At 67.9% G+C, this 18,529-nt stretch carries 14 protein-coding genes and 3 pseudogenes; 5 read left to right on the top strand and 12 right to left on the bottom strand.

The genetic code is table 11. From position 1 onward, the window contains the following. The first annotated feature begins 136 nt into the window (after positions 1 to 136). A complete protein-coding gene (locus AB0383_RS47835) occupies positions 137 to 586 on the top strand; it encodes a hypothetical protein (RefSeq protein ID WP_366191183.1) in 450 nt (149 codons plus the stop codon). A 265-nt stretch (positions 587 to 851) separates the two neighbouring features. Here AB0383_RS47835 and AB0383_RS47830 read toward each other — a convergent pair whose 3' ends face one another. The 4 genes from AB0383_RS47830 to AB0383_RS47815 form a co-directional block, all read right to left on the bottom strand. Continuing rightward, positions 852 to 1,631 (bottom strand): transposase family protein, encoded by a 780-nt coding sequence (locus AB0383_RS47830; RefSeq protein ID WP_366191181.1) that lies wholly within the window; start codon positions 1,629 to 1,631, stop codon positions 852 to 854. A 633-nt stretch (positions 1,632 to 2,264) separates the two neighbouring features. Continuing rightward, entirely contained in the window at positions 2,265 to 2,522 is a 258-nt protein-coding gene (locus tag AB0383_RS47825) for a DUF732 domain-containing protein (protein WP_366191179.1), read from the bottom strand. 614 nt (positions 2,523 to 3,136) lie between these two features. After that, complete coding sequence (locus tag AB0383_RS47820; RefSeq protein ID WP_364186117.1) at positions 3,137 to 3,601, bottom strand: nuclear transport factor 2 family protein; 465 nt, start codon at positions 3,599 to 3,601, stop codon at positions 3,137 to 3,139. A 375-nt stretch (positions 3,602 to 3,976) separates the two neighbouring features. Next, positions 3,977 to 4,978 carry an SDR family NAD(P)-dependent oxidoreductase gene (locus tag AB0383_RS47815; protein WP_364186115.1) on the bottom strand — a complete coding sequence of 334 codons (1,002 nt, stop codon included), beginning with the start codon at positions 4,976 to 4,978 and terminating at the stop codon, positions 3,977 to 3,979. 99 nt (positions 4,979 to 5,077) lie between these two features. On the opposite strand from AB0383_RS47815, the gene AB0383_RS47810 reads away from it, so the two are divergent. Further along, positions 5,078 to 6,004: an AraC family transcriptional regulator gene (locus AB0383_RS47810; RefSeq protein ID WP_364186113.1), complete on the top strand. Its 927-nt coding sequence runs from the start codon at positions 5,078 to 5,080 to the stop codon at positions 6,002 to 6,004. 1,179 nt (positions 6,005 to 7,183) lie between these two features. Then, a pseudogene (locus tag AB0383_RS47805) lies at positions 7,184 to 7,621 on the top strand (PHP domain-containing protein); the annotation flags it as partial. Positions 7,622 to 7,848: 227 nt separating this feature from the next. Here AB0383_RS47805 and AB0383_RS47800 read toward each other — a convergent pair. The 4 genes and pseudogenes from AB0383_RS47800 to AB0383_RS47785 all read right to left on the bottom strand — a co-directional run. Then, positions 7,849 to 8,184 carry a hypothetical protein gene (locus AB0383_RS47800; protein ID WP_366191176.1) on the bottom strand — a complete coding sequence of 112 codons (336 nt, stop codon included), beginning with the start codon at positions 8,182 to 8,184 and terminating at the stop codon, positions 7,849 to 7,851. Between the two features lie 274 nt (positions 8,185 to 8,458). After that, on the bottom strand, positions 8,459 to 10,228 hold the full coding sequence (locus tag AB0383_RS47795; RefSeq protein ID WP_366191174.1) for a carboxypeptidase regulatory-like domain-containing protein: 1,770 nt from the start codon (positions 10,226 to 10,228) through the stop codon (positions 8,459 to 8,461). 39 nt (positions 10,229 to 10,267) lie between these two features. Beyond that, complete coding sequence (locus tag AB0383_RS47790; RefSeq protein ID WP_366191172.1) at positions 10,268 to 10,783, bottom strand: S8 family serine peptidase; 516 nt, start codon at positions 10,781 to 10,783, stop codon at positions 10,268 to 10,270. A gap of 17 nt (positions 10,784 to 10,800) precedes the next feature. Beyond that, positions 10,801 to 11,235 (bottom strand): annotated as a pseudogene (locus AB0383_RS47785) (site-specific integrase); the annotation flags it as partial. A gap of 302 nt (positions 11,236 to 11,537) precedes the next feature. Here AB0383_RS47785 and AB0383_RS47780 point away from each other — a divergent pair. After that, positions 11,538 to 11,606 (top strand): annotated as a pseudogene (locus AB0383_RS47780) (hypothetical protein); the annotation flags it as partial. 355 nt (positions 11,607 to 11,961) lie between these two features. Here AB0383_RS47780 and ilvD read toward each other — a convergent pair. The 3 genes from ilvD to AB0383_RS47765 form a co-directional block, all read right to left on the bottom strand. After that, positions 11,962 to 13,659: a dihydroxy-acid dehydratase gene (gene ilvD, locus AB0383_RS47775; RefSeq protein WP_366191170.1), complete on the bottom strand. Its 1,698-nt coding sequence runs from the start codon at positions 13,657 to 13,659 to the stop codon at positions 11,962 to 11,964. Positions 13,660 to 14,765: 1,106 nt separating this feature from the next. Beyond that, positions 14,766 to 15,299, bottom strand: coding sequence for a DUF302 domain-containing protein (locus tag AB0383_RS47770; RefSeq protein ID WP_366191168.1), 534 nt, complete (start codon positions 15,297 to 15,299; stop codon positions 14,766 to 14,768). A gap of 103 nt (positions 15,300 to 15,402) precedes the next feature. After that, entirely contained in the window at positions 15,403 to 16,152 is a 750-nt protein-coding gene (locus AB0383_RS47765) for an alpha/beta hydrolase (RefSeq protein ID WP_364186106.1), read from the bottom strand. 597 nt (positions 16,153 to 16,749) lie between these two features. Here AB0383_RS47765 and AB0383_RS47760 point away from each other — a divergent pair. Further along, complete coding sequence (locus AB0383_RS47760; RefSeq protein WP_366191166.1) at positions 16,750 to 17,562, top strand: SDR family NAD(P)-dependent oxidoreductase; 813 nt, start codon at positions 16,750 to 16,752, stop codon at positions 17,560 to 17,562. Positions 17,563 to 17,623: 61 nt separating this feature from the next. On the opposite strand, the gene AB0383_RS47755 is transcribed toward AB0383_RS47760, so the two are convergent. Beyond that, on the bottom strand, positions 17,624 to 18,322 hold the full coding sequence (locus tag AB0383_RS47755; protein WP_366191164.1) for a helix-turn-helix transcriptional regulator: 699 nt from the start codon (positions 18,320 to 18,322) through the stop codon (positions 17,624 to 17,626). Positions 18,323 to 18,529 lie beyond the last annotated feature (207 nt).

Below are 18,529 nucleotides of genomic sequence, written 5' to 3'. Positions count from 1 at the left end.
CCATCACGAAGAGACAGCGCGGCAGCCGGTCGATTCGCCATACCGCATTCTGACACCCACCCAACCGTCAAACAACTAACGACACGCGACACTAGTTGCCGCGACCCGGGCCGAGTCGGTGCGTGGGCTCGTCCTGGTGACACCGGTGCCGCTCGCCGGAACTCGGCTGCCGGACGCGGACATCGCGCCGTTCCGCGCTCTTGGCGGGCAACGCGGCCCCCAGCGCGCCGCGCGGACTCAGCTGTCGGTCTCGAATTCCCCCGAAACACTCGACCTGCTCGTCGAATCCGGCGTACGGATCCCACCGCCCGTCGTTGCCGCGCTCGCCGACGCGTGGAACAAGGGCGACCCCGCGGGCGAGGCCCCCAGCAATTACCGGGGGCCGGTACTCGTCGTGCGTGGAGCGGGCGACGGCTTCGTCACGGACGAGATGGTCCGCAGCGGAGTCATTCCGCGGTTCGCCGAACCGCGCACAGCACTCGTCGAGCAGGCTGGGCACTGGCCGCACGCCGAGCAGCCGGCTTCCCTCGCCGCGGCTGTGCTGTCGTTCGTCGCGCAGGTGACAGCAGCTGCCTCGCGGATCTGACCGCACCATGAGGTCCGGCCCCCGCTCGTGAGCGAGGGCCGGACTTCATGGTGTAAATATCCCGGAACTCGATACTGGTCGGAGTTCAACGATGTATGCCTGCGCCCCTCAATCTCCTCGACTTGTGGGTGCAGGATGCGCTCCGGCTCGCATTACGGACCAAGGACGAGGGTGTTCACCCCACAGCGTGGCCAACTCGCGGCCCCGCGAGCCCTAAGGGATGTCTCGTAACTGCTCTTGTGGTTGGTGGGACTGGTGTTGCGGATCAGTCTGCGAGGAGAATGTTGTGCAGATGCGCGATGCCGGAGACCGTGTCGTTCAGCGTGCTGGCGGCGCGGCGATAGTCGCGCAGGATCTTCCAGTACTTCATCCGCGCCAGCGCGTGCTCGACACGGGCCCGGATCTTGCGATGGTCGGCGTTGAGGTCTTCCTGCCAGTCCGCCAGATCGCTGCGGTCACGAGGTTTGCGGTAGGGCATGATCACCTCGGGATTGCCTTGGTAGCCACCGTCGGCCATCACCGGACGCACTGCCAGTTCCTGCTCGATACCGGAGTCACGGTAAACGGTGCAGTCGTTGCGGTTGCCGGGATGCGCGTCGCCGGTGGCGATCACCAACCGGGTGTCCGCGTCGATCGCGACCTGCACGTTCGCCGAATACCGGTAGTTCTTCGACGGCGCCGCCAACCGGTGATCCCGCGTCGGCACCAGCGTGCCGTCCACGATCGCGATCGCGTCGATCCGCCGCTTGCGGACCGAGGCCAGCGCCAGCAACGGCCCCATCGTGTCGATCACCCGATGCGCCGCCGAATGCGATACCCCGAACAGCGGTCCGATCTGGCGCATCGTCAGGTTCGTCCGCCAGTACGTAGCCACCAGCAGCACACGATCGGCCAGGTCAAGGCGCCACTGACGACCAGGTCGGCCATCGGCGATCTCGTCACCGCCACGTTTCGCCACGATCCGCACCAGCTTACGGAACTGGCCCGGCTCCAACCCCGTGAACGGGGCAATCCACTCCGACCGCGACGCCGAGATCACCTGCACCACACCATGATCAACCAACACCCCCAACCGACCATCACCCGGTTACGAGACATCCCTTAGGCCAAAGTCCGCCAGCCACTACGAAGACGTCGACGCCCTTGGTATTCGGCGTGACCCGGAACCCAGCCCACCCGACAGCGCCGGTGCACAACGTGACCCGGAATGCCGCCTACCCGACAGCGCTGGTGCTCGGCCCGGACGACCCGCGCGGACAAGTCCGGGCGGTCGGGCTGTCGGCGTCGCTCACGTCGCCGGCAGCTCGGCTCCGGCTCGCTGAGGGCGCGCGGCGGTGGATGTCCGGCATCTTCGCCGGCCTTCCAGGAGAGCGACGACTCTATTGGCCTGTCGAGCCTCGCGTGACCGTCGAGGCGCGCGGGCCGCGCTTGTGAACTCGGTCGATACCGCCACCGCCTGTCCGTCGTCCGCGTTCGGGATTTATTCGAGTGGATGCAACATTGATGCACTCGGTGGTCAACGGAACCTTCGCTGGTGAGGGTGGGTGCCGGGGTGCCGGCGGTTGGCCGCAGCGGGGCCGCGATGCTGATCAGCACCCATGCCCGAATCAGATGAATCGATGTTGTGTTGGATGCAACGTCGTGGAGCGGGTAAACGTGCCGGGCGCTCTCGCCTGTTCTACGGCTTGCAGATCCCGCTCGCCTCGATCGTCGCGACGATCTTCTCGGCCTTCGCCTGGTCGACCGATTCGTCGGCGCCGAACCGCGAGGCCGCGTTCGTGACCACGGTCGCGCGATCCTTGCCCTGCGCGAGGTCCTCGCACACGTTCCGCCCATTGTCGATCGCACGATTCGCGTGCCCGACGACGAGCGCAGTGTCGATCTGATGCAGCAGCGCCGCGAGGTAGGTCCGCTCCACCGGCGCCACCGGATCCACCGCGACGTTCCGTGGCGGAGCCGCGGGCGCCGCAGCCGGCGAGAAGGACGAGAGCACCGAAAATCACGAGAGGTTTGCGCACGGTCGCTCCAGCGTGATTCCGTGCCGTTTCGTTACGGACGAGGATGTGTTCGCCGCCGGTGTGGACCGCCTGCAGAACCAACGAATACCGCACCGTTCGAACAAATGCATCGCCCCGGCCGCGGAGCCGGACGAGTAATCAATGACGAGGGCCCTGTCCTCGAAGCAAAACAGGAGACCACCACGGAACAACTCGTCGCACGTCAACTCGACGTAGCTGTCGGCAGGCAACGTGGTGAAGCATTGTGAGATTGCTTACCTTCGGTCACTGTTCGCGCTGGACTGGGCCGAAATCGCCCGGCGGTGTCCGTCGGCATGCTCAAATGAGACGGTCACGGAACTGGGTTGGGTCTGGTGCTGGCGACGGGGTCCTTCGCGTCGACGTGACGCGCCGCGGAGTGATTGGCTGGGAAATTTGGGCGAGGCGAGCGACTTTCCGGTGCCCTGGCTGATCAAGGGGATATCACGGCGCGAGGCGGGGTGCTGTGCCCATCCGGTATAGGCGGTGAGACCGCAGTCGATCCGTACCGTCGCTATTCCGCGGATGACCGCTTGTCGGTCCAGTCGATGACCAGCTTCCGCTCCTCGAACAGCCAGCGGCCCTCGTACCGCGCGAAGGAGTCAAGGTATCGAATGGACATGACCATCAGGGTGCGCTGACCTTTTTCGAGGAACAGGTGGTGTGCCAGGCAATAGCTTTCGCCGGTGGCGCGGTCGCCGTTGAGGGCGATGGTGTTCTGCCCGTTGAAATGAGTGGTCACATCATAGTTGTCGAGGGTGGCGAAGGCTTCGGCGAGTTCAGCGTGCCCCCGGAGACGTTGGACCGGTTCGGATGTCGCGAGGTCTCCCTGGTAAACGTCCACGGTCCCATCGGGAACGAAAAGCGCCGCCTGATCTTTCGGTTTGCGGCGGTCGGCACAGTGTGCCCATGCGTCGACCAGGTCGCGGATGGCGAGCCTGTCGGCTGCTTCGCCCGTGGGAACGTCGGGATCAGTCATCGGGGATAGTCCTTTTCTGCCGGCGTCACCGGCGTGATTCTGTGGCCCCGCCTGCGCGGTGCATCCGCCGTCAACGGGCTAACGTGGTCTGGCGACGAAGCTCGGCTGGGCAAGCACAGTCAGACGATCGCGTTTCGGCGGCTCTCGGACACCGAGTATCCGCCTGGCCGGGCTAACCGGCAGGCCGGCGCCGGAGGAGATGTCGACGACCGAGTCGAATCCCTGAGCGGCCATCTGTGGCGGTTCGTGCTCCATCGAGAACAACATGCCACCGACCCGCTGTCGGCCGGAGACCTCCCGGTACCCGGGCCTCCGGCCGACGCGATGTGTGTGCCGGGCGTGAGCGAATTACAGTCCTCGGTGCCGGCAGGGGCACTAGATCTTGGTGTCGGTGAGCTGCTCGCTCAGCTCCCACAGGCGTGCGGCGGCGTGTGGGTCGATGGAGTGCTGCACCACACCGGGAGGCGTCTGGGTCCGTCCGGTCATCAGGGCGGCATCCTCTGGGCTGGGCGAGACCAGCGGTGACACTTCGTTGTTCTCGCAGTAGACGCCGCCCATGTCGTCGAGTTGCGGGCTGGTCGCGCACCAGACGGTGGTCGACGCTCCCTGCTGCGGTGTCTTGCGGTCGCTCTCCGGGTCGATGACGGGTGCGCTGTGCTCGTCGATGAGGCCCATCGATCGCAGTTGTTCCTGCGTCATCCAGGGGCTGAGGTTGGTGCCGACGATGAGGCCCGGGTGCAGGGCGAAAGCGCGTATGCCCTCGCCCGCGCCGTGTTCGTCCAGCGCCACCGAGAAAAGGCAGTTGGCCGTCTTCGACTGGCCGTAGGCCTGCAGGCCGTCGTAATCGCGCCGTTCGAAGTGGATGTCGTCGAAGGCAAGCGGCGCAATCCGGTTGATCCATGCCGAGACGTTGACCACCCGTGCACCGCCGGCCCGGCGCAGGGCGGGCCAAAGCCGTGTGGTGAGCTGGAAATGCCCCAGGTGGTTCGTCGCGAAATGCGCCTCGCAGCCGCGCCCGTCACGTGACAGGGGTACGCCCTGGATCCCGGCGTTGTTGATGAGCATGTGCACGGGCCGTCCGGATGCGAGGAACCCCTCGGCGAACCTGTCCACCGAAGCCGGGTCTGCCAGATCCAGCCGGTCGATCTCGACGCCGTCGATTCCGTCGAGAGCGGTCCGGGCCCGCTCTGGCGAGCGCACCGGGACGACGACCGTCGCGCCTGCGGAACACAGCGCACGTGTGGTCTCCAGGCCAATGCCGGAGTGGCCGCCGGTGACAATGGCGACCTTCCCGGACAGGTCGATACCCCGGACGACATCGGCGGCGGTGGATGCGGCGCCGAAGGCGGACCCGATCGGTTGTTGTGGGCTGGGCATGAATCTCTCCACGTCTAACGAAGGTTTTCTCCAGCCTGCCACCGCAACCTAGGACTATGAATACTTGAGAGTCCGCATTACTTGCTCCATAGTACGGCTATGGCTGCTGACCCCTTGTCTGATGCGCTTGCACACATCGACGCACGCTGCGTCGTCTCGGGTGGGTTCTCGATCGGCGGTGCCTGGGGTTTGGGTTTCTGGCCGCGGGCCCGGTTGAAGCTGATCGCCGTCGTACTCGGATCCTGCTGGCTCACTTCGGACGGAGTGCAGAATCCGCTCCGGCTTGAGGAGGGTGACGTGGCCGTGTTGAACGACCGGCAGGTGGTCGCGCTCGCCAGCGATCCGGCGCTCGAGCCGACAGACAGGACAGACCTCTTCGAGGAAAACCCCGGTGCTGTGGTGCGCATCGGTGATGATCAGGAGGTCCTCGTCCTCGGTGGCCACATCGATGTCAACCGGGGCGGCGAGGACCTGCTGCTCACCGCCCTTCCGCCCGCGATGCACATCCGCGCGAGCGGGGCCGAAGCGCCCGCCGTGCGCTGGCTGCTCGACCGGCTCGCCCAGGAAATGGCGAGTCTCCGACCCGGTGCCACCGCCGCCGCGCAGCAATACGCTCAACTGTTGTTCGTCGAGGTTCTGCGCGGCCACCTGGCCGAGTCCGTCGCTCTCCCCCCTGGGTGGATCCGGGTCCTTGCCGACGAACGCCTCGCACCGGCGCTTCGTTTGATGCACGCGGATCCGGGCCGACCCTGGCACCTGGACGACCTCGCACGGTCGGCGGCGATGTCCCGGACCACATTCGCCGCGCGTTTCAAGTCGACGGCGGGCGTACCGCCCCTGACCTACCTGCACCAGTGGCGCATGCGCCTGGCCATGCGCGCGTTGCGCGAGGAGGACGTACAGGTGAGTTCGCTTGCCGCCTCGCTCGGCTACTCCTCGGAGAGCGCCTTTAGCCACGCTTTCAAACGTACGACCGGGATCGCTCCCAGGCGCTACCGAGTGTTGTCGACGACGCCTGAGAGCTGAATCCTTGTCGGCGGGCGAAAAACCCGAGGGCTCGAGGCGGAGGCCGGGGGATCCGCCGACTGCATCGGGCGGTCGAAGATGCCGACCAAGGTGATCGTCCGCAAGCTCGGGGCTTGGGCGTGTATGACAGGGCTTTGGCCCAGCTGATGGAACCGCCGGGTTGGTGTGCATAGCGTGCCCGCGATGTCGCCTGCGCGGCCGGTGTAGGTCACCGGGACGGTGACCTCTCGGCACGTCACTCCAGTCGCCGTTGCTGCGGCCGCGGCACTGAGTGGGATGGCCGCGGCCGAGCCGAGGATGGTCACGATCGCGACCGTTCCGGCCGCGCGTACCACGCGTGAGATCCGCCGCGTCATTGCGGGGGGACGAAATATGTTCACTTCACCCGGTCGCCCGGATAGTCGAAAGCCCCTGACGCCAGCGTGATGACCACGACCGCGGCGGCCGCCACGCAAGCCGACGCCGAGGGACAAGGCACGCAGGTGCGGGTGACCGTACGAGCGGAACCGCCACAGCTGGCTGCCGGCTAGGAACAGGTCGCTGAACATCGACCGCGCGGCGATCGTCCCCCGGCGACGCCGTAGTGCTCCTTGATGATCGCGCGCCAGCGGGCTTCGAATGCATCCGATGCGGGGCCCAAGGACGCCTTTACCGGCGAAAAGTCTGCGTGCGATGCAGGCTCGACGACGTCGCCCGAGAGCGGCTCAAAGACGAGACTGGCACCGTCCGGCCCGAGCTCGAAGCACTCGTACCGGTGCTGGCACGGCACTGCACCGGCTCTCTCAGGCCGCGCTCGACAGCCACTACGGGCCCCTCAGCGCAGGCGCCAAACAACAGCTGTGCGGGTTCCTCAACTGGGCGGTCAAGACACAGCGGAGGCCCAAGCCCACGGAAATGCTTAGAGCACACCCGGGTTGGAGACTGTCGAGATCATGATTCCGGCTTGGCCAACTGTCCCTCACGGCGGCCGGCACTGCGGCGCAGCCCGCAGCCGCGGCGGCAGCCCGCCTTCTGCGCGATGTACGTCGCACGGCTTACGATTCCGGGGCGAGACGGGTGATCGCGGCGACATCCTCGTCGGACAGAGCAACCTCCGCCGCAGCCAGGTTGTCCTCGAGATGTGCAAGCTGGTGGTGCCCGGAATCGGCCTTCCCACGGCACGAGTCGTGGGAGTTCGTCGTGGCGTTCAACAACCCGCCGATGCCGTGGTCGGAGCTGGAGCGGATCGCGTCCGGTCGCAGCGGGTCGGCGGTGCGTGGGGATGGCGGCGATTCGCCGGCGTGGTCGCGCAAGCGCGATGGCTACCGCCCGCCCGAGGGTCTGGTGCGCCACCCGGCCGCCGAGGCCGGCACCGCGCGGGTGTCCTACGCCGAGCTTCACACCCACTCCTTCTTCTCGTTCCTCGACGGTGTCTCCTCCCCGGAGGCGCTGGTGGAGGAGGCGGTGCGGCTGGATCTGGACGCGGTGGTGCTGACCGATCACGACGGCATGTCCGGCGCGGTCCGCTTCGCCGAGGCCGGCCGCGATCTCGGGATCCGCACTGGGCACGGCGCCGAGCTCTCGCTCGAGCTCCCGGCGCCGCAGGGCGGCATCCCGGATCCGGTCGGCACCCATCTGGCCGACCAAGTCACCCCGCTCGACCTCAAAAGCCTCGCGGCCGCGTCCCGCGACTTCCGCTGATCAAGCTGCAGTCGCCATCGGTCCTGTAGGGTCTCGCGGCTGATGACGTAGTCGCACGAGCGATGTCGCACGGGAGTCGTAGTCGATCCCGGATGCTGGCCCCGGCTTTCCACCCGATCGACGGCCGTCAGGAAGTCGACCTCAGAGATGCCGCGCAGCCCGAGTCACCAAAGGTGCAGGAAGTCCCGGACGTCGTCAAAGCCGGCGATTGCTCGCGTGTCCACGTCTGTCGGGTCCGCCTCAGCACGCGCCGCCAACGACGCTGCCAGCGCCAATGCCTCATCGCTGAGACAACCGAACCGCCGAGCGGTATGTCCCAAGCACAGGCCGGCCAGCCCGAGCAAGGGGCTGCCCGACACGGCCCGCGTCCCTACCTCAACGCACCAGCGCTCGACGAACGTCTGCTCGTCGTCGTTCAGCGCGGTTCCGACCAGCACACTCGCCGCCTCGGGCTCAAACACCCGGTTCCCGAGAGCCCGCTCCAACGTTTCGACGACCACATCGTGCGCCAGCGTAGGAGGGTTCTCGAAACGCCGATGAGATCGCACGCCACGACCTTAAGTACTCCCCGGCCGGAAGAGCGGCCGGGCTTCGTCCGCGGTCCTGCCCGTTGGGGCGTGGAACCCCGCCGTGTCGAAGTTCATGGTCCCTAGCGCGAGCCGGTTGACGCGGCATGACCCCACCGTTCTCGACCAAAAATGGACCAGCAAGTCCAGAGCTGGTCACGCCGGAAGAACCGGGCCGGGAGGGCTGCGCCGCCCTCCCGGCCCGGGACTAGCGGCCCGCAGTGAACGACACCGTGAGACCGCCGAGACGGGCGATGTGCGGTCCGCTCGCCAGGTTCCGCAGGTCGAACGACAGCCGCGCCGTCCGGTCGGTGCCGAGGGACACCGTCTGCTCGCCGGCGACCGTGCCGTCGAGCCAGAGCACGCCCGTATACGAGCCGGAGCGCTCGCCGACGTTCTTCACCACCGCCGTGATCCGCGGGTCGCCGTGGGAATCGGCCGCGAGGTCCGACACAGCGAAGCGCGGTTCGGGGCCCGGGGTGCGGTCGTGGACGAACACGTCGGAGTAGCCGTTCGTGTCCCCGGCGACGAGGTTCGTCGCCGCGCTTTCGAAGGCGACGTACTTGCCGTCGGTGCTGATCGATGGGAAGTCGCTGTATGCGTCACCCAATTCGCCGTGCTGGCCGCCGGAGATCTTCTCGGTCGTCCCGGCGTGCAGATCGCGCACGTAGACGTCGGAGAAGGCGTCGTCGCCGGCGACGAGGTTGGTGGCGAAGCTGAAGAACGCCACGAACGCGCCGTTCGCGCTGATCCGCGGGGTGGCGGAGTAAGCGTTCGCCCCGCCCGCTGCGCCCAACGCCTGCGTCACGAGAGTGGTGGTGTGTGTCTGCCGGTCGTAGACGTACACCTGGAAACCCTCTTCGGTGCCGCTGATCGCATACGCGACCTTGCGGCCGTCGGCACTGATCGACGGCTGCGTGGCCTCGGCTCCGCCGGGCGCCGGGATCATCTCCGTGGTCCCGGCGCGCCGGTCGCGCACGAACACGTCGCGGTGGGTGTTCGCGGTGCCGGGCACGAGGTTCTCCGCGCCGCTTTCGAACGCCACGAACCGGCCATCGGCGCTAACACTCGGCTCGAGCGAATCACCGTCCGCCGACACGCCACCCGCGCCGGCCGACACCAGCTCGGTGCGGCCGCTGACGCGGTCGCGCAGGAACACGTCCTGGCGGCCGTTGGTGCCCCCGGGTACCAGGTTGGTGGCGGTGCTGAGGAACACAGCGTAGCGGTCGTCCGAGGTCATGGTCGGCTGGCTCGACGACTGGTTCGCCTGCTCTCCGCCGGTGCCGACGGAGACCCGCTCGGTCTTGCCCGTCTTGCGGTCGTGCACGAACGCGTCGGGCACACCGTTGGTGTCACCCGGCACGAGGTTCGTGGCGCCGCTGAGGAAACCGACGTACCGGCCGTCGGGGCTGACGGTGGGGCTGATGGCCCACGCGTTCGCGCCCGTGCCGTCGGAGGCGACCGACATCCGCTCGACGATCCCGGTGCGGGCGTCCCGCGCGAAGACGTCGACGTCCTCGTTGGTGTCGCCCGGCACGAGGTCAGGCGCCAGGTCGCCGAAGGCGATCACGCCGCCGTCGCCGCTGAGCGCGGGCCAGAACGCGTCCGCGTGGACCTCCTGTCCGGTCCCGGTCAACGAGACCCGCTGGGTCGCGGCCGGGCGAGGCAACGCGAAGTCCGTGCCGGCGTGGGACTTCTTGCCCGTGACACCGACTTGCCGAGGCTCGGTGGCCGGGATGCCGGGCGCGGACGCGGACACCTGGTAGGTGCCCTCGGGGACGTTCGGCACGGTGTAGCGGCCGTTGCGGTCGGACACCGCGGTGAGCTCGTCCGGAACACCGAGCACGCGGACGGTGGCGCCGGGCACCGCCGAACGCGTCGGGCCGGAGGTCACGCGGCCGGTGATCGTGCCGCGCGGGGTCGGCTGGAGCGTGATCTTCAAGTCGGCGATCGCGTCGTCCACGACGGTGGCGCTCACGTGCTGGTCGCAGTAACCGAAGCGGGACAGCGCGAGGTCTTAGCGGCCGGCCGGCAGGCGGAGCGTGAAGTGCCCCGCTGCGTCGGTCGTGGCCTTGCGGCCGGTCGAGTTGACCGTGATCGTGGTGCCGGACAGGGGCGCCCGCGTCCCGTCGGCCGTCACCGTGCCGCTGACGCCGCTGGTGAGCGACGCTTCGGCGACGGCCGCGTACGCGTCGATCCGGCCCGCACCGTAGCGGGTGTTGGGAAGTGCGCCGTAGCGGTCGTCGGAGAATGCCGTGCCGTCGAGGACGTCGAGGGTTTCGTCCACGCTGAGGCCGGGGTTCGCCTGCCGCATCAGCGCGACCGTGCCCGAGACGTGCGGCGTGGCCATCGACGTGTGATGGGACCGGCGTGAGACCGAATGTGCCCGCCGTTGAACGCACGATCTTTCCGGGACCTGCGCTTCCCTCGCTGACGACGTTGCTTGCGGCTGTGCCGAAGTGCTACGGCATCGTGGCGCGTCGCGGCCAGCACGAAGGTAGCGGTCGCTTCGGCGGCCCGGTGCGCCAGGCACGGCAGGACACTCGTGTAGGTATCGGCGGTGAGCACGATGCTCGAGTGCCCGAGCAGCGCCTGCACCACCTTGAGGTCGTTTCCCGCAGCCAACGAGAGACTGGCCGCGCCGTGCCGGAGATCATGCAGCCGGATCGGCGGCAACCCAGCCTCCGCGACAAGCCGGGTGAACGTGTGCGTCAGGTAGCAAGGGCTGAACGGTCGTCCGCCCGGCCGAGAAAAGACGAATCCGCACGGCTGACCCGTACCGGTGCGAGTACCGAGCTTCCGCAACGCACGCCTCAGGACGTGGTCCAAAGCCAACGTTCGCACGCTCGCCTCAGTCTTCGGCGGGCACACGACAGTCCGACCGCCACGGTCCTGCACCTGATGCGAAACCTGCACGGTCCCCACATCCAGATCAAGACCACACCGCCGAAGCCCCGCCGCCTCAGCACGCCGCAGACCGAGCATCCGTACACACCACCGCCCGCGGCCGCCGCCCCGGCGGCAACTCGACCAAGTGCGCCGGATTCCGCTTGATCAGCCTCACCCGGGTCGCATTACGCCGCATGCATCACGCCACGAATCCGTACGAACGTCGCCGGCGCCGACGGCCGCTCCCGTAACGAGTTGGCCCGCGCGAGCGCCACGAACATCGCCTGGGTGTGGCATGCCGAACCCGAGGGCTGAGCCGATGGTGATGTCCAGCGAGGAACAGCGAGTTTTGCTGGGACGTGTTACGTGCCGTCGCCGAGACCGGTGGGGTGATCGGGATGTCCGCGGCGCCGCACACCACCTTGTCGCATAGCCATCCCCTGCACGACATCCATTCGGTCATGGACCATTTCCGGTACTGCGCAGACCTGGTCGGCATCGAGCACGTCGCGTTCGGGCCCGACACCCTCTACGGCGACCACGTCGGCCTGCACACCTGTTCGGGCAGCTGTTCGGCAAGACGACAGGAGGCGGACCGCTCCACGAGAAAGTGCCCTATGTGGACGGATGGGAGAACCCGACGGAGAGCTTCGGCAACATCTGTGGGGAGCTGGTCCGAGACGGGCTCTCCGACAGTGAGATCGCGCCGTGCTGGACGGCAACATCCTGCGGGTGCTGAAGGAAGTCTGGGCATGGCCGCTGCGCCCGGCCGGATCGCCGGGCGCAGTCCCGCCTGGATCGCCGGGCGCAGTCCTGTCTGCGTTACCCGCAGACAGCGCCCTGGGAGGCCGAGCCGACGAGCCTGGAGTACTTGGCCAGCACGCCGCGAGTGTAGCGGGCGGGCAGTGGCGTCCAGCCCGCGCGGCGGGCCGCCAGCTCGGCGGCATCCACGCCGACGTCCAGCATGCCGGTCGCGACGTTGAGGCTGATGGGATCGCCATCGCGGACGAAAGCGATCGGCCCGCCGTCGGCTGCCTCCGGGGCGACATGGCCGACGCACAGGCCGGTCGTGCCGCCGGAGAAACGGCCGTCGGTGAGCAGCAGGACGTCCTTGCCGAGCCCCGCGCCCTTGATCGCCGCGGTGATGGCGAGCATCTCCCGCATCCCCGGCCCGCCCTTGGGGCCCTCGTAGCGGATCACCACGACGTCGCCCGCGATGATCGTGCCGTCCTCCAGCGCGTCCATCGCGGCGCGTTCGCCATCGAACACCCTGGCGGTGCCCGTGAAGACGTCCGAGTCGAAACCGGCGGACTTCACGACCGCGCCGTCCGGCGCCAGGGAACCACGCAGGATCGTGATGCCGCCGGTCGGGTGGATCGGCGAAGCCATCGCGCGCAGCACCGTGCCGTCCGGGTCCGGCGGCGCGACCTCGGCCAGGTTCTCGGCGACCGTACGCCCGGTCACGGTCAGGCAATCGCCGTGCAGAAGATCCACTTCCAGCAACGCTTTCATCACCACGGGCACGCCGCCGATGCGGTCGACGTCGGTCATCACATGCCGTCCGAACGGTTTCACGTCGGCCAGGTGCGGCACCCGTGCACCGATCCGCGCGAAGTCGTCCAGGCTGAGCGGTACCTCTGCCTCGTGCGCGATGGCGAGCAGGTGCAGCACCGCGTTGGTGGAGCCGCCGAACGCCATCACCACGGCGATCGCGTTCTCGAACGCCTCCCGGGTCATGATCTGCCGAGCGGTGATCCCCTTGCGCAGCATCTCGACCACCGCCTGACCGGACCGCCGCGCGAACCCGTCACGCCGCCGGTCCGTCGCCGGCGGAGCCGCGCTGCCGGGCAGCGACATACCCAGTGCCTCGGCCGCACTGGCCATCGTGTTCGCCGTGTACATCCCGCCGCACGCGCCTTCGCCGGGGCAGATCGCGCGCTCGATCAGTCCGACGTCCGCGCGGCTCATCAGACCCTTGGCGCAGGCACCGACTGCCTCGAACGCGTCGATGATCGTGACTTCGCGCTCGCCGCCGTCCGACAGCGTGACCCGGCCGGGCAGGATCGAACCGGCGTAGAGGAACACGCTGGCGAGGTCGAGCCGGGCGGCCGCCATCAGCATTCCCGGCAGCGACTTGTCACAGCCGGCCAGCAGCACCGAGCCGTCCAGCCGCTCGGCCTGCATCACGGTCTCCACACTGTCCGCGATCACCTCACGCGACACCAGGGAAAAGTGCATGCCCTCGTGGCCCATCGAGATACCGTCGGACACCGAGATCGTGCCGAACTCCAGCGGGTAGCCACCCGCGGCGTGCACGCCGTCCTTGCTTGCCTTCGCCAGCCGGTCCAGTGACAGGTTGCACGGCGTGATCTCGTTCCACGAAGAAGCGACACCGATCTGGGGCTTCACCCAGTCGTCGTCACCCATGCCCACGGCCCGCAGCATCCCGCGCGCGGCGGTGCGCTCCAGGCCGTCCGTGACGTCGCGACTGCGCGGCTTGATGTCCGGAGTCTCGTCCATGGACGGAGCCTACCGCTCCACCACACCACGAGGAGCACCAAAAGAGCTGTCACGGATGGGCGAAGCCGGCTGGCGAAGCTGGGTAGCAGGTTCGGGACTGTGTAGCTCAACATCAGGTCGGCCCACATGTCCACGACGGCCAGCACCACGGACGGGCCCAGTGCCCGGTAGGGGCGAGTGGCCAGCCGGACGGCCGCTCCGGCGCGGGCGGCGAGGCCGAGCAGCAGCAGTGCCCCGACCGCCTGCGCGGCTTCAGCGGTGCAAGCGCCGACGAGGGCGAGAAACCGAACCCGATCAGCCGCACCGGCCGGCCGCGGGCAGCGGCGACGTCCGGGGCCAGGGTCGCGAACAGCACGACCGCCAGCAGCACCAGCAGCCAGGCACGCTGCCACCGTCACCCGCAACACGTTCAACGCCGGCGCCGAACCAACGACGACCGCCAGCACCAGTGTGCCGACGAAAACCCTGCCGACTATGCGAACTGCGATCAGCGCCGCACGGTCGCGAACAACCACCTCGATGCTCGCATTTCGTTCCAGGGAAAGCGCCTACGGCACCTACAACTCCACGATACAGTCCGGCACCGGCGAGCCCGAGAAGCCCGAACCGCGACAACACTCGACGACACCTGCCGACACCAGCATGCGACCACAGCCGACGCTGAGCAGCGGAAACGATCTCGTCCGGCATCACTCGACACCATCCGACACACCAAGGTTCCGACCCCTTGACCAGCGGGTTCGGGGTTCGAGTCCCTGATGGCGCACCCTCATTCCCCAGGTTCGGATCGCTTCCGGCCTGGGGATTTGTTTTAGGTGGAAGAGATTCTTCGATTCGTTAACCGTCCACAATGGTCGGTTACGTGCCCGAGTCGCGCCCTAGCTGTCGCGCTGCCGACCGCGGGATGATCTTGGCGGTGGCCTCAGCCCGCCGCGAGTGCGACTTCGGTCTCCCAGCCGTACTGAATGATCTGATTCGCCACCTCGTCAGCGGTGCCGGCTGCGTACGCACCTACCGCCGCAACGGCTTTCCTGGTCGTCGCAAAGCCCGCGCCCTGCGCGCAGGGTCGGTCCGGATTGCTCGCTGATCGTCAGTTGTTGTGGGCGTCAGCGCAATTCGGCCGGCACCGGCAGGCCGAGGTGCTCGAGGAGGGCGGCCAGCTTGGCGTCGAGTTCGCGCCCCACCTGTGAGATCCGCGGGTCGTCAAAACTGTCGAATCGGGTGCTGGGCTGATCGATCGTGAACCAGGTGCGGTCGTCGTGGTCCACGTAGATCGCGGTGCGCAACGGCGCGTAGAGCATCACCGCGGGGTCGTGCCGGAACATGCGCTGGGCGAAAACGTGATTGCCCATCAGGTACTCCACGCACGGGCGCGATTCGGCGGCCAACTCCATCAGAGACGCGACATCGGTGCCCCAGTACCTGATGAAGCTGTGCGGGGCGTTTTCCTCAGTGGCCTGCCGGACGAGGTCCCAGCTGGCCTGTTCCCTTTTGAACTGCTCGTATCGGTCTGCCTGAAGCGCCGGTACCGCCCGCTCGTAGCTGTCTCGGAAATCCGAAAAGGTTGTCGTGACGGGGATGGTCAGGCGGACCACCTCGTGCGGGAAGGTCTGGATGGAGTGGGAATCGCTGGCGGACATGGCGTTGCCGTCCTTCGATGGTCATGGCTGGTGCTCGACAGGGGGCGGGGGGACCGGTGAGAGCGGCCACGGTGCCGATCGCCGACGGCACCGTGGCGGCCTGTCATTCGCCGAGGAACTCCAGCACCTGCTGGACGAACAGCTCGTGGTACTGGAAAATCCCACCGTGACCCGCGTGGGGGTAGATGCTCAACGTGGCGTCGGGCAGTAGCTGCGCGAGGTTGAACGAACTCATCGTCGGCACCAGAATGTCGTTGTCGCCGTTGACGACCAGGACGGGCTTGTCCACGTCGGCCAGACCGGCGGGTGAGGTGCCCTGCTCCCATTTCGTGGCCGCGGTCAACTGGGCACCGATCGTCTCGTCCGTCACGGGCGTGTCGCGGTCCTCGGTGCGCTCGTCCAGGCGAGCGAGAAACGCGTTCGCGGCTGCCTCGCCGCGGGACGTCGGCGAGAAGAAGAGAAAGTACTTGGGGTGTTTGCCTTCAGTGGCCGACCGTCCGAAGGCGCTTTGCAGCCCGGCGCCCCAACCGGCAGGCCCTTCGTCACCGGCGGGCGAGGTGCCGGCCAGAACGATCCGACGGACCAGATCGGGTCGCTGCTGGGCGACCGACTGGGCCACCATGCCGCCCAGGGAAAAGCCCAGCAGATCGACCGTGTCCAGCCCGAAAGCTTCCAGGAAGGCCACGGTGTCGGCGGCCATCGCCTCGATGCTGTCGGGGGTGGTGCCACCGGAGGCGCCGACGCCCCGGAGATCCACCACGATGACGCGTCGCTCAGCTGCCAAGCCGTCGACCAGGGCAGGGTCCCAGTCGTCCAGCACCGCGGTGATGTGGTTCAGCAACACCAGCGGCACGCCGGCGGTCGGCCTCAACTCGCGGTACGCGAACGGCGTTCCGCCGACGTCCACCGTCTCGCCGGGTGCCTGCACAAAACTCGCTGCCATGTCTTGCCTTTCTTGCGCGGTGGCTCCGCGCTCTTCGAGGGGAATTCGCTTCCTGGCGCCGTCCGACAGCCTCTCGTGGATCGGCGGGGAGCCGCTTCCGTCGGAAGACCACCGCCGGGCAGCGCGACACTCCGCACCAGGCAGTCATTCCTCCGTGCCACCGCTTTATGCGCAGGTCGGCGCAGTCAGGACGAGGTGACGAATTCAGATTTCACGATGATCTTCGCGTACACTGAACCGATTGAGGGCCCACCGGGGCCGGCGATCGACGGACATCCCCGTATCCGTCACCGTGCAATCGGCATTGCCTGCGCATTTCACGTGCGCAGGGCCGATCAATGAGGCACAGTCTCGCTGACAGTCATTCGACTCATGCGAAGAGATTCCGTCCTGCCGACACTGATGCGACAGCCGAGCGGGCGCTGGTGAATGGTGAGCCGGCCTGCGCCCGCCGTTCTCGGTCGCCGCGCCGCTTCCATGATCTGCCGAAGGGTGACGAGGAGCAGCATGTCAAAGATCGTCCTTGTTACCGGGGCTTCCAGTGAGCTCGGAGCCGCCACCGCCAATGCGCTGGCCGGTTCAGGCCACACCGCGTACGCGGGGATCAGCCCGGCTGTCGTCCACCCAGCCGGCCGCCTCGCCGAGCCCAGCGGCCACGGCGCGCGCCTGCGCCCCATCTCGTTGGACGTGGCCGACCAGCGCTCGGTCTCGACCGCGGTCGGTCACATCTTGGCGGAAGCCGGAAGAATCGACGCAGTGGTCCACGCCGTCGGCCCGGTGCCCCGCGGGCCGCTCGAATCCTTCACCCCTTACCAGCTGGCGCAGATCTACGACGCGCATGTGCTGTCCACGCAGCGCGTCAACCGTTCCGTGCTGCCGCAGATGCGTGAGCGGCAGGAAGGCCTGCTGGTGTGGGTGGTGCCGGCGAACCACGATGCCGAGGGCGCTCCCTACCTCGCGCTGCACTCCGAAGCAGTCACGATGATCGACCATCTCGCCGCGAGTTACGCCCGGGAGCTGACCGAGTTCGGAGTCGAGACCACGATCGTCGTCCCTCGTTTCCTGGTCCCCGAGACCGGCCCGCGCGTTCGCACAGTCCATCCGGACGACGCCGAGACGGTTCAAGCCTATGAAGGCCGATACCCCGGCCTGGTCCACCGGGTGGACTCGAAGCTGGCCGAGCACGCGCTCACGGGCGCGGAGGTCGCCATCGCGGCCCAGGCCATCGCGGCTGTCGTCGGCAGCCCCAAAGGCACCCGTCCACTGAGGATCGCTCCTGGCCGGCCCAGCACCGCATCCGACCAGGGCGCCGTGCGGTAGGGCGGTAAACCTGGCCCGGTTGACGAGGGGTTCGCCGGCTCGTCGTTCAACTGTGGCGGTGTCATTCCTCCAGGGCCTCGAGCGCGTCGCGAAGTGCAGCTCTGGAGGTGATCCCAAGCTTCGGGAAGATCTGGTACAGGTGTGCGCCGATGGTCCGGTGCGAGAGGTACAGACGCTCGGCGATCTGTTTGTTGCTCAAGCCGGAAGCCGCGAGATCCGCGATCTCCCGCTCCTGGGGTGTGAGCACTTCGCCGCTCGCCGTGGTTCTCGGTGCGCCCCATCCGGTGGCACGGAGCTCCTTGGCGGCACGGTCCGCCCAGGGTACGGCGCCGAGCAGCGTGAAGGCGTCGTACGCCAGACGCAGCGGCTCTCGGGCGTCGGCGTTCGCCCGGGCGCGTCGCAGCCGTTCCCCATACGCCAACTGCACCCGGGCCAGATCGAACGGCCACCTTTCGACGCCCGGCCTCTCCAGCGCCTCCTCGAACAGGCGCACCGCCTCGGTGTCGTCGGTGGCGCACAACGCCGCCGAACCGGCGGCAAGCAGGCTGAGCCGCGGGGACAGCGCAGCGATGTCGGCCTCCCGCATGGCCCGCACGTGAGCGGCGGCGGCGCTGTGCCGATCGGTCCGTACCGCGGCTTCGACGACGTCCAGCGCCACCCACAACGCATGCGGCACGTGGGAGGCGAACGTACCGGCTGAGCTGATCGCCGTCGCGTTCTGGTAGGCGCTTTCGAAGTCACCGCGGCCGGATTCGGCCACTGTGCGGACGTGCCGGGCGCAGTGCAGTGCTGCCCCCACTCCCCGGGGTGTGGCCCAGCGAATGATCTGGTCGGTCAGGCGGTCGACCGCTTCGTCGTCGCCGCGGGCCGCGGCGGCCCGGGGGCCGCCGGTGCACCAAATGTAAATGTAGGACGGGGTACCCCGGGCGCTGGCGCACCGGGGGAGAGGTACCGGCCCCTGGCGAGG

Origin of the sequence: Amycolatopsis sp. NPDC051373 (assembly GCF_040689465.1) — a bacterium.
Taxonomy (GTDB): domain Bacteria; phylum Actinomycetota; class Actinomycetes; order Mycobacteriales; family Pseudonocardiaceae; genus Amycolatopsis.
The sequence above is the reverse complement of the archived record's forward strand: the minus strand, read 5'-3'. Positions and strand labels throughout refer to the sequence as shown.

What these genes read in the sequence shown, in the direction of transcription:
- AB0383_RS47820 (WP_364186117.1), bottom strand. Translation starts at nt 3,601, where the DNA reads ATGACTGATCCCGACGTTCCCACGGGCGAAGCAGCCGACAGGCTCGCC.
- AB0383_RS47815 (WP_364186115.1), bottom strand. Translation starts at nt 4,978, where the DNA reads ATGCCCAGCCCACAACAACCGATCGGGTCCGCCTTCGGCGCCGCATCC.
- AB0383_RS47810 (WP_364186113.1), top strand. Translation starts at nt 5,078, where the DNA reads ATGGCTGCTGACCCCTTGTCTGATGCGCTTGCACACATCGACGCACGC.
- ilvD (WP_366191170.1), bottom strand. Translation starts at nt 13,659, where the DNA reads ATGGACGAGACTCCGGACATCAAGCCGCGCAGTCGCGACGTCACGGAC.
- AB0383_RS47770 (WP_366191168.1), bottom strand. Translation starts at nt 15,299, where the DNA reads ATGTCCGCCAGCGATTCCCACTCCATCCAGACCTTCCCGCACGAGGTG.
- AB0383_RS47760 (WP_366191166.1), top strand. Translation starts at nt 16,750, where the DNA reads ATGTCAAAGATCGTCCTTGTTACCGGGGCTTCCAGTGAGCTCGGAGCC.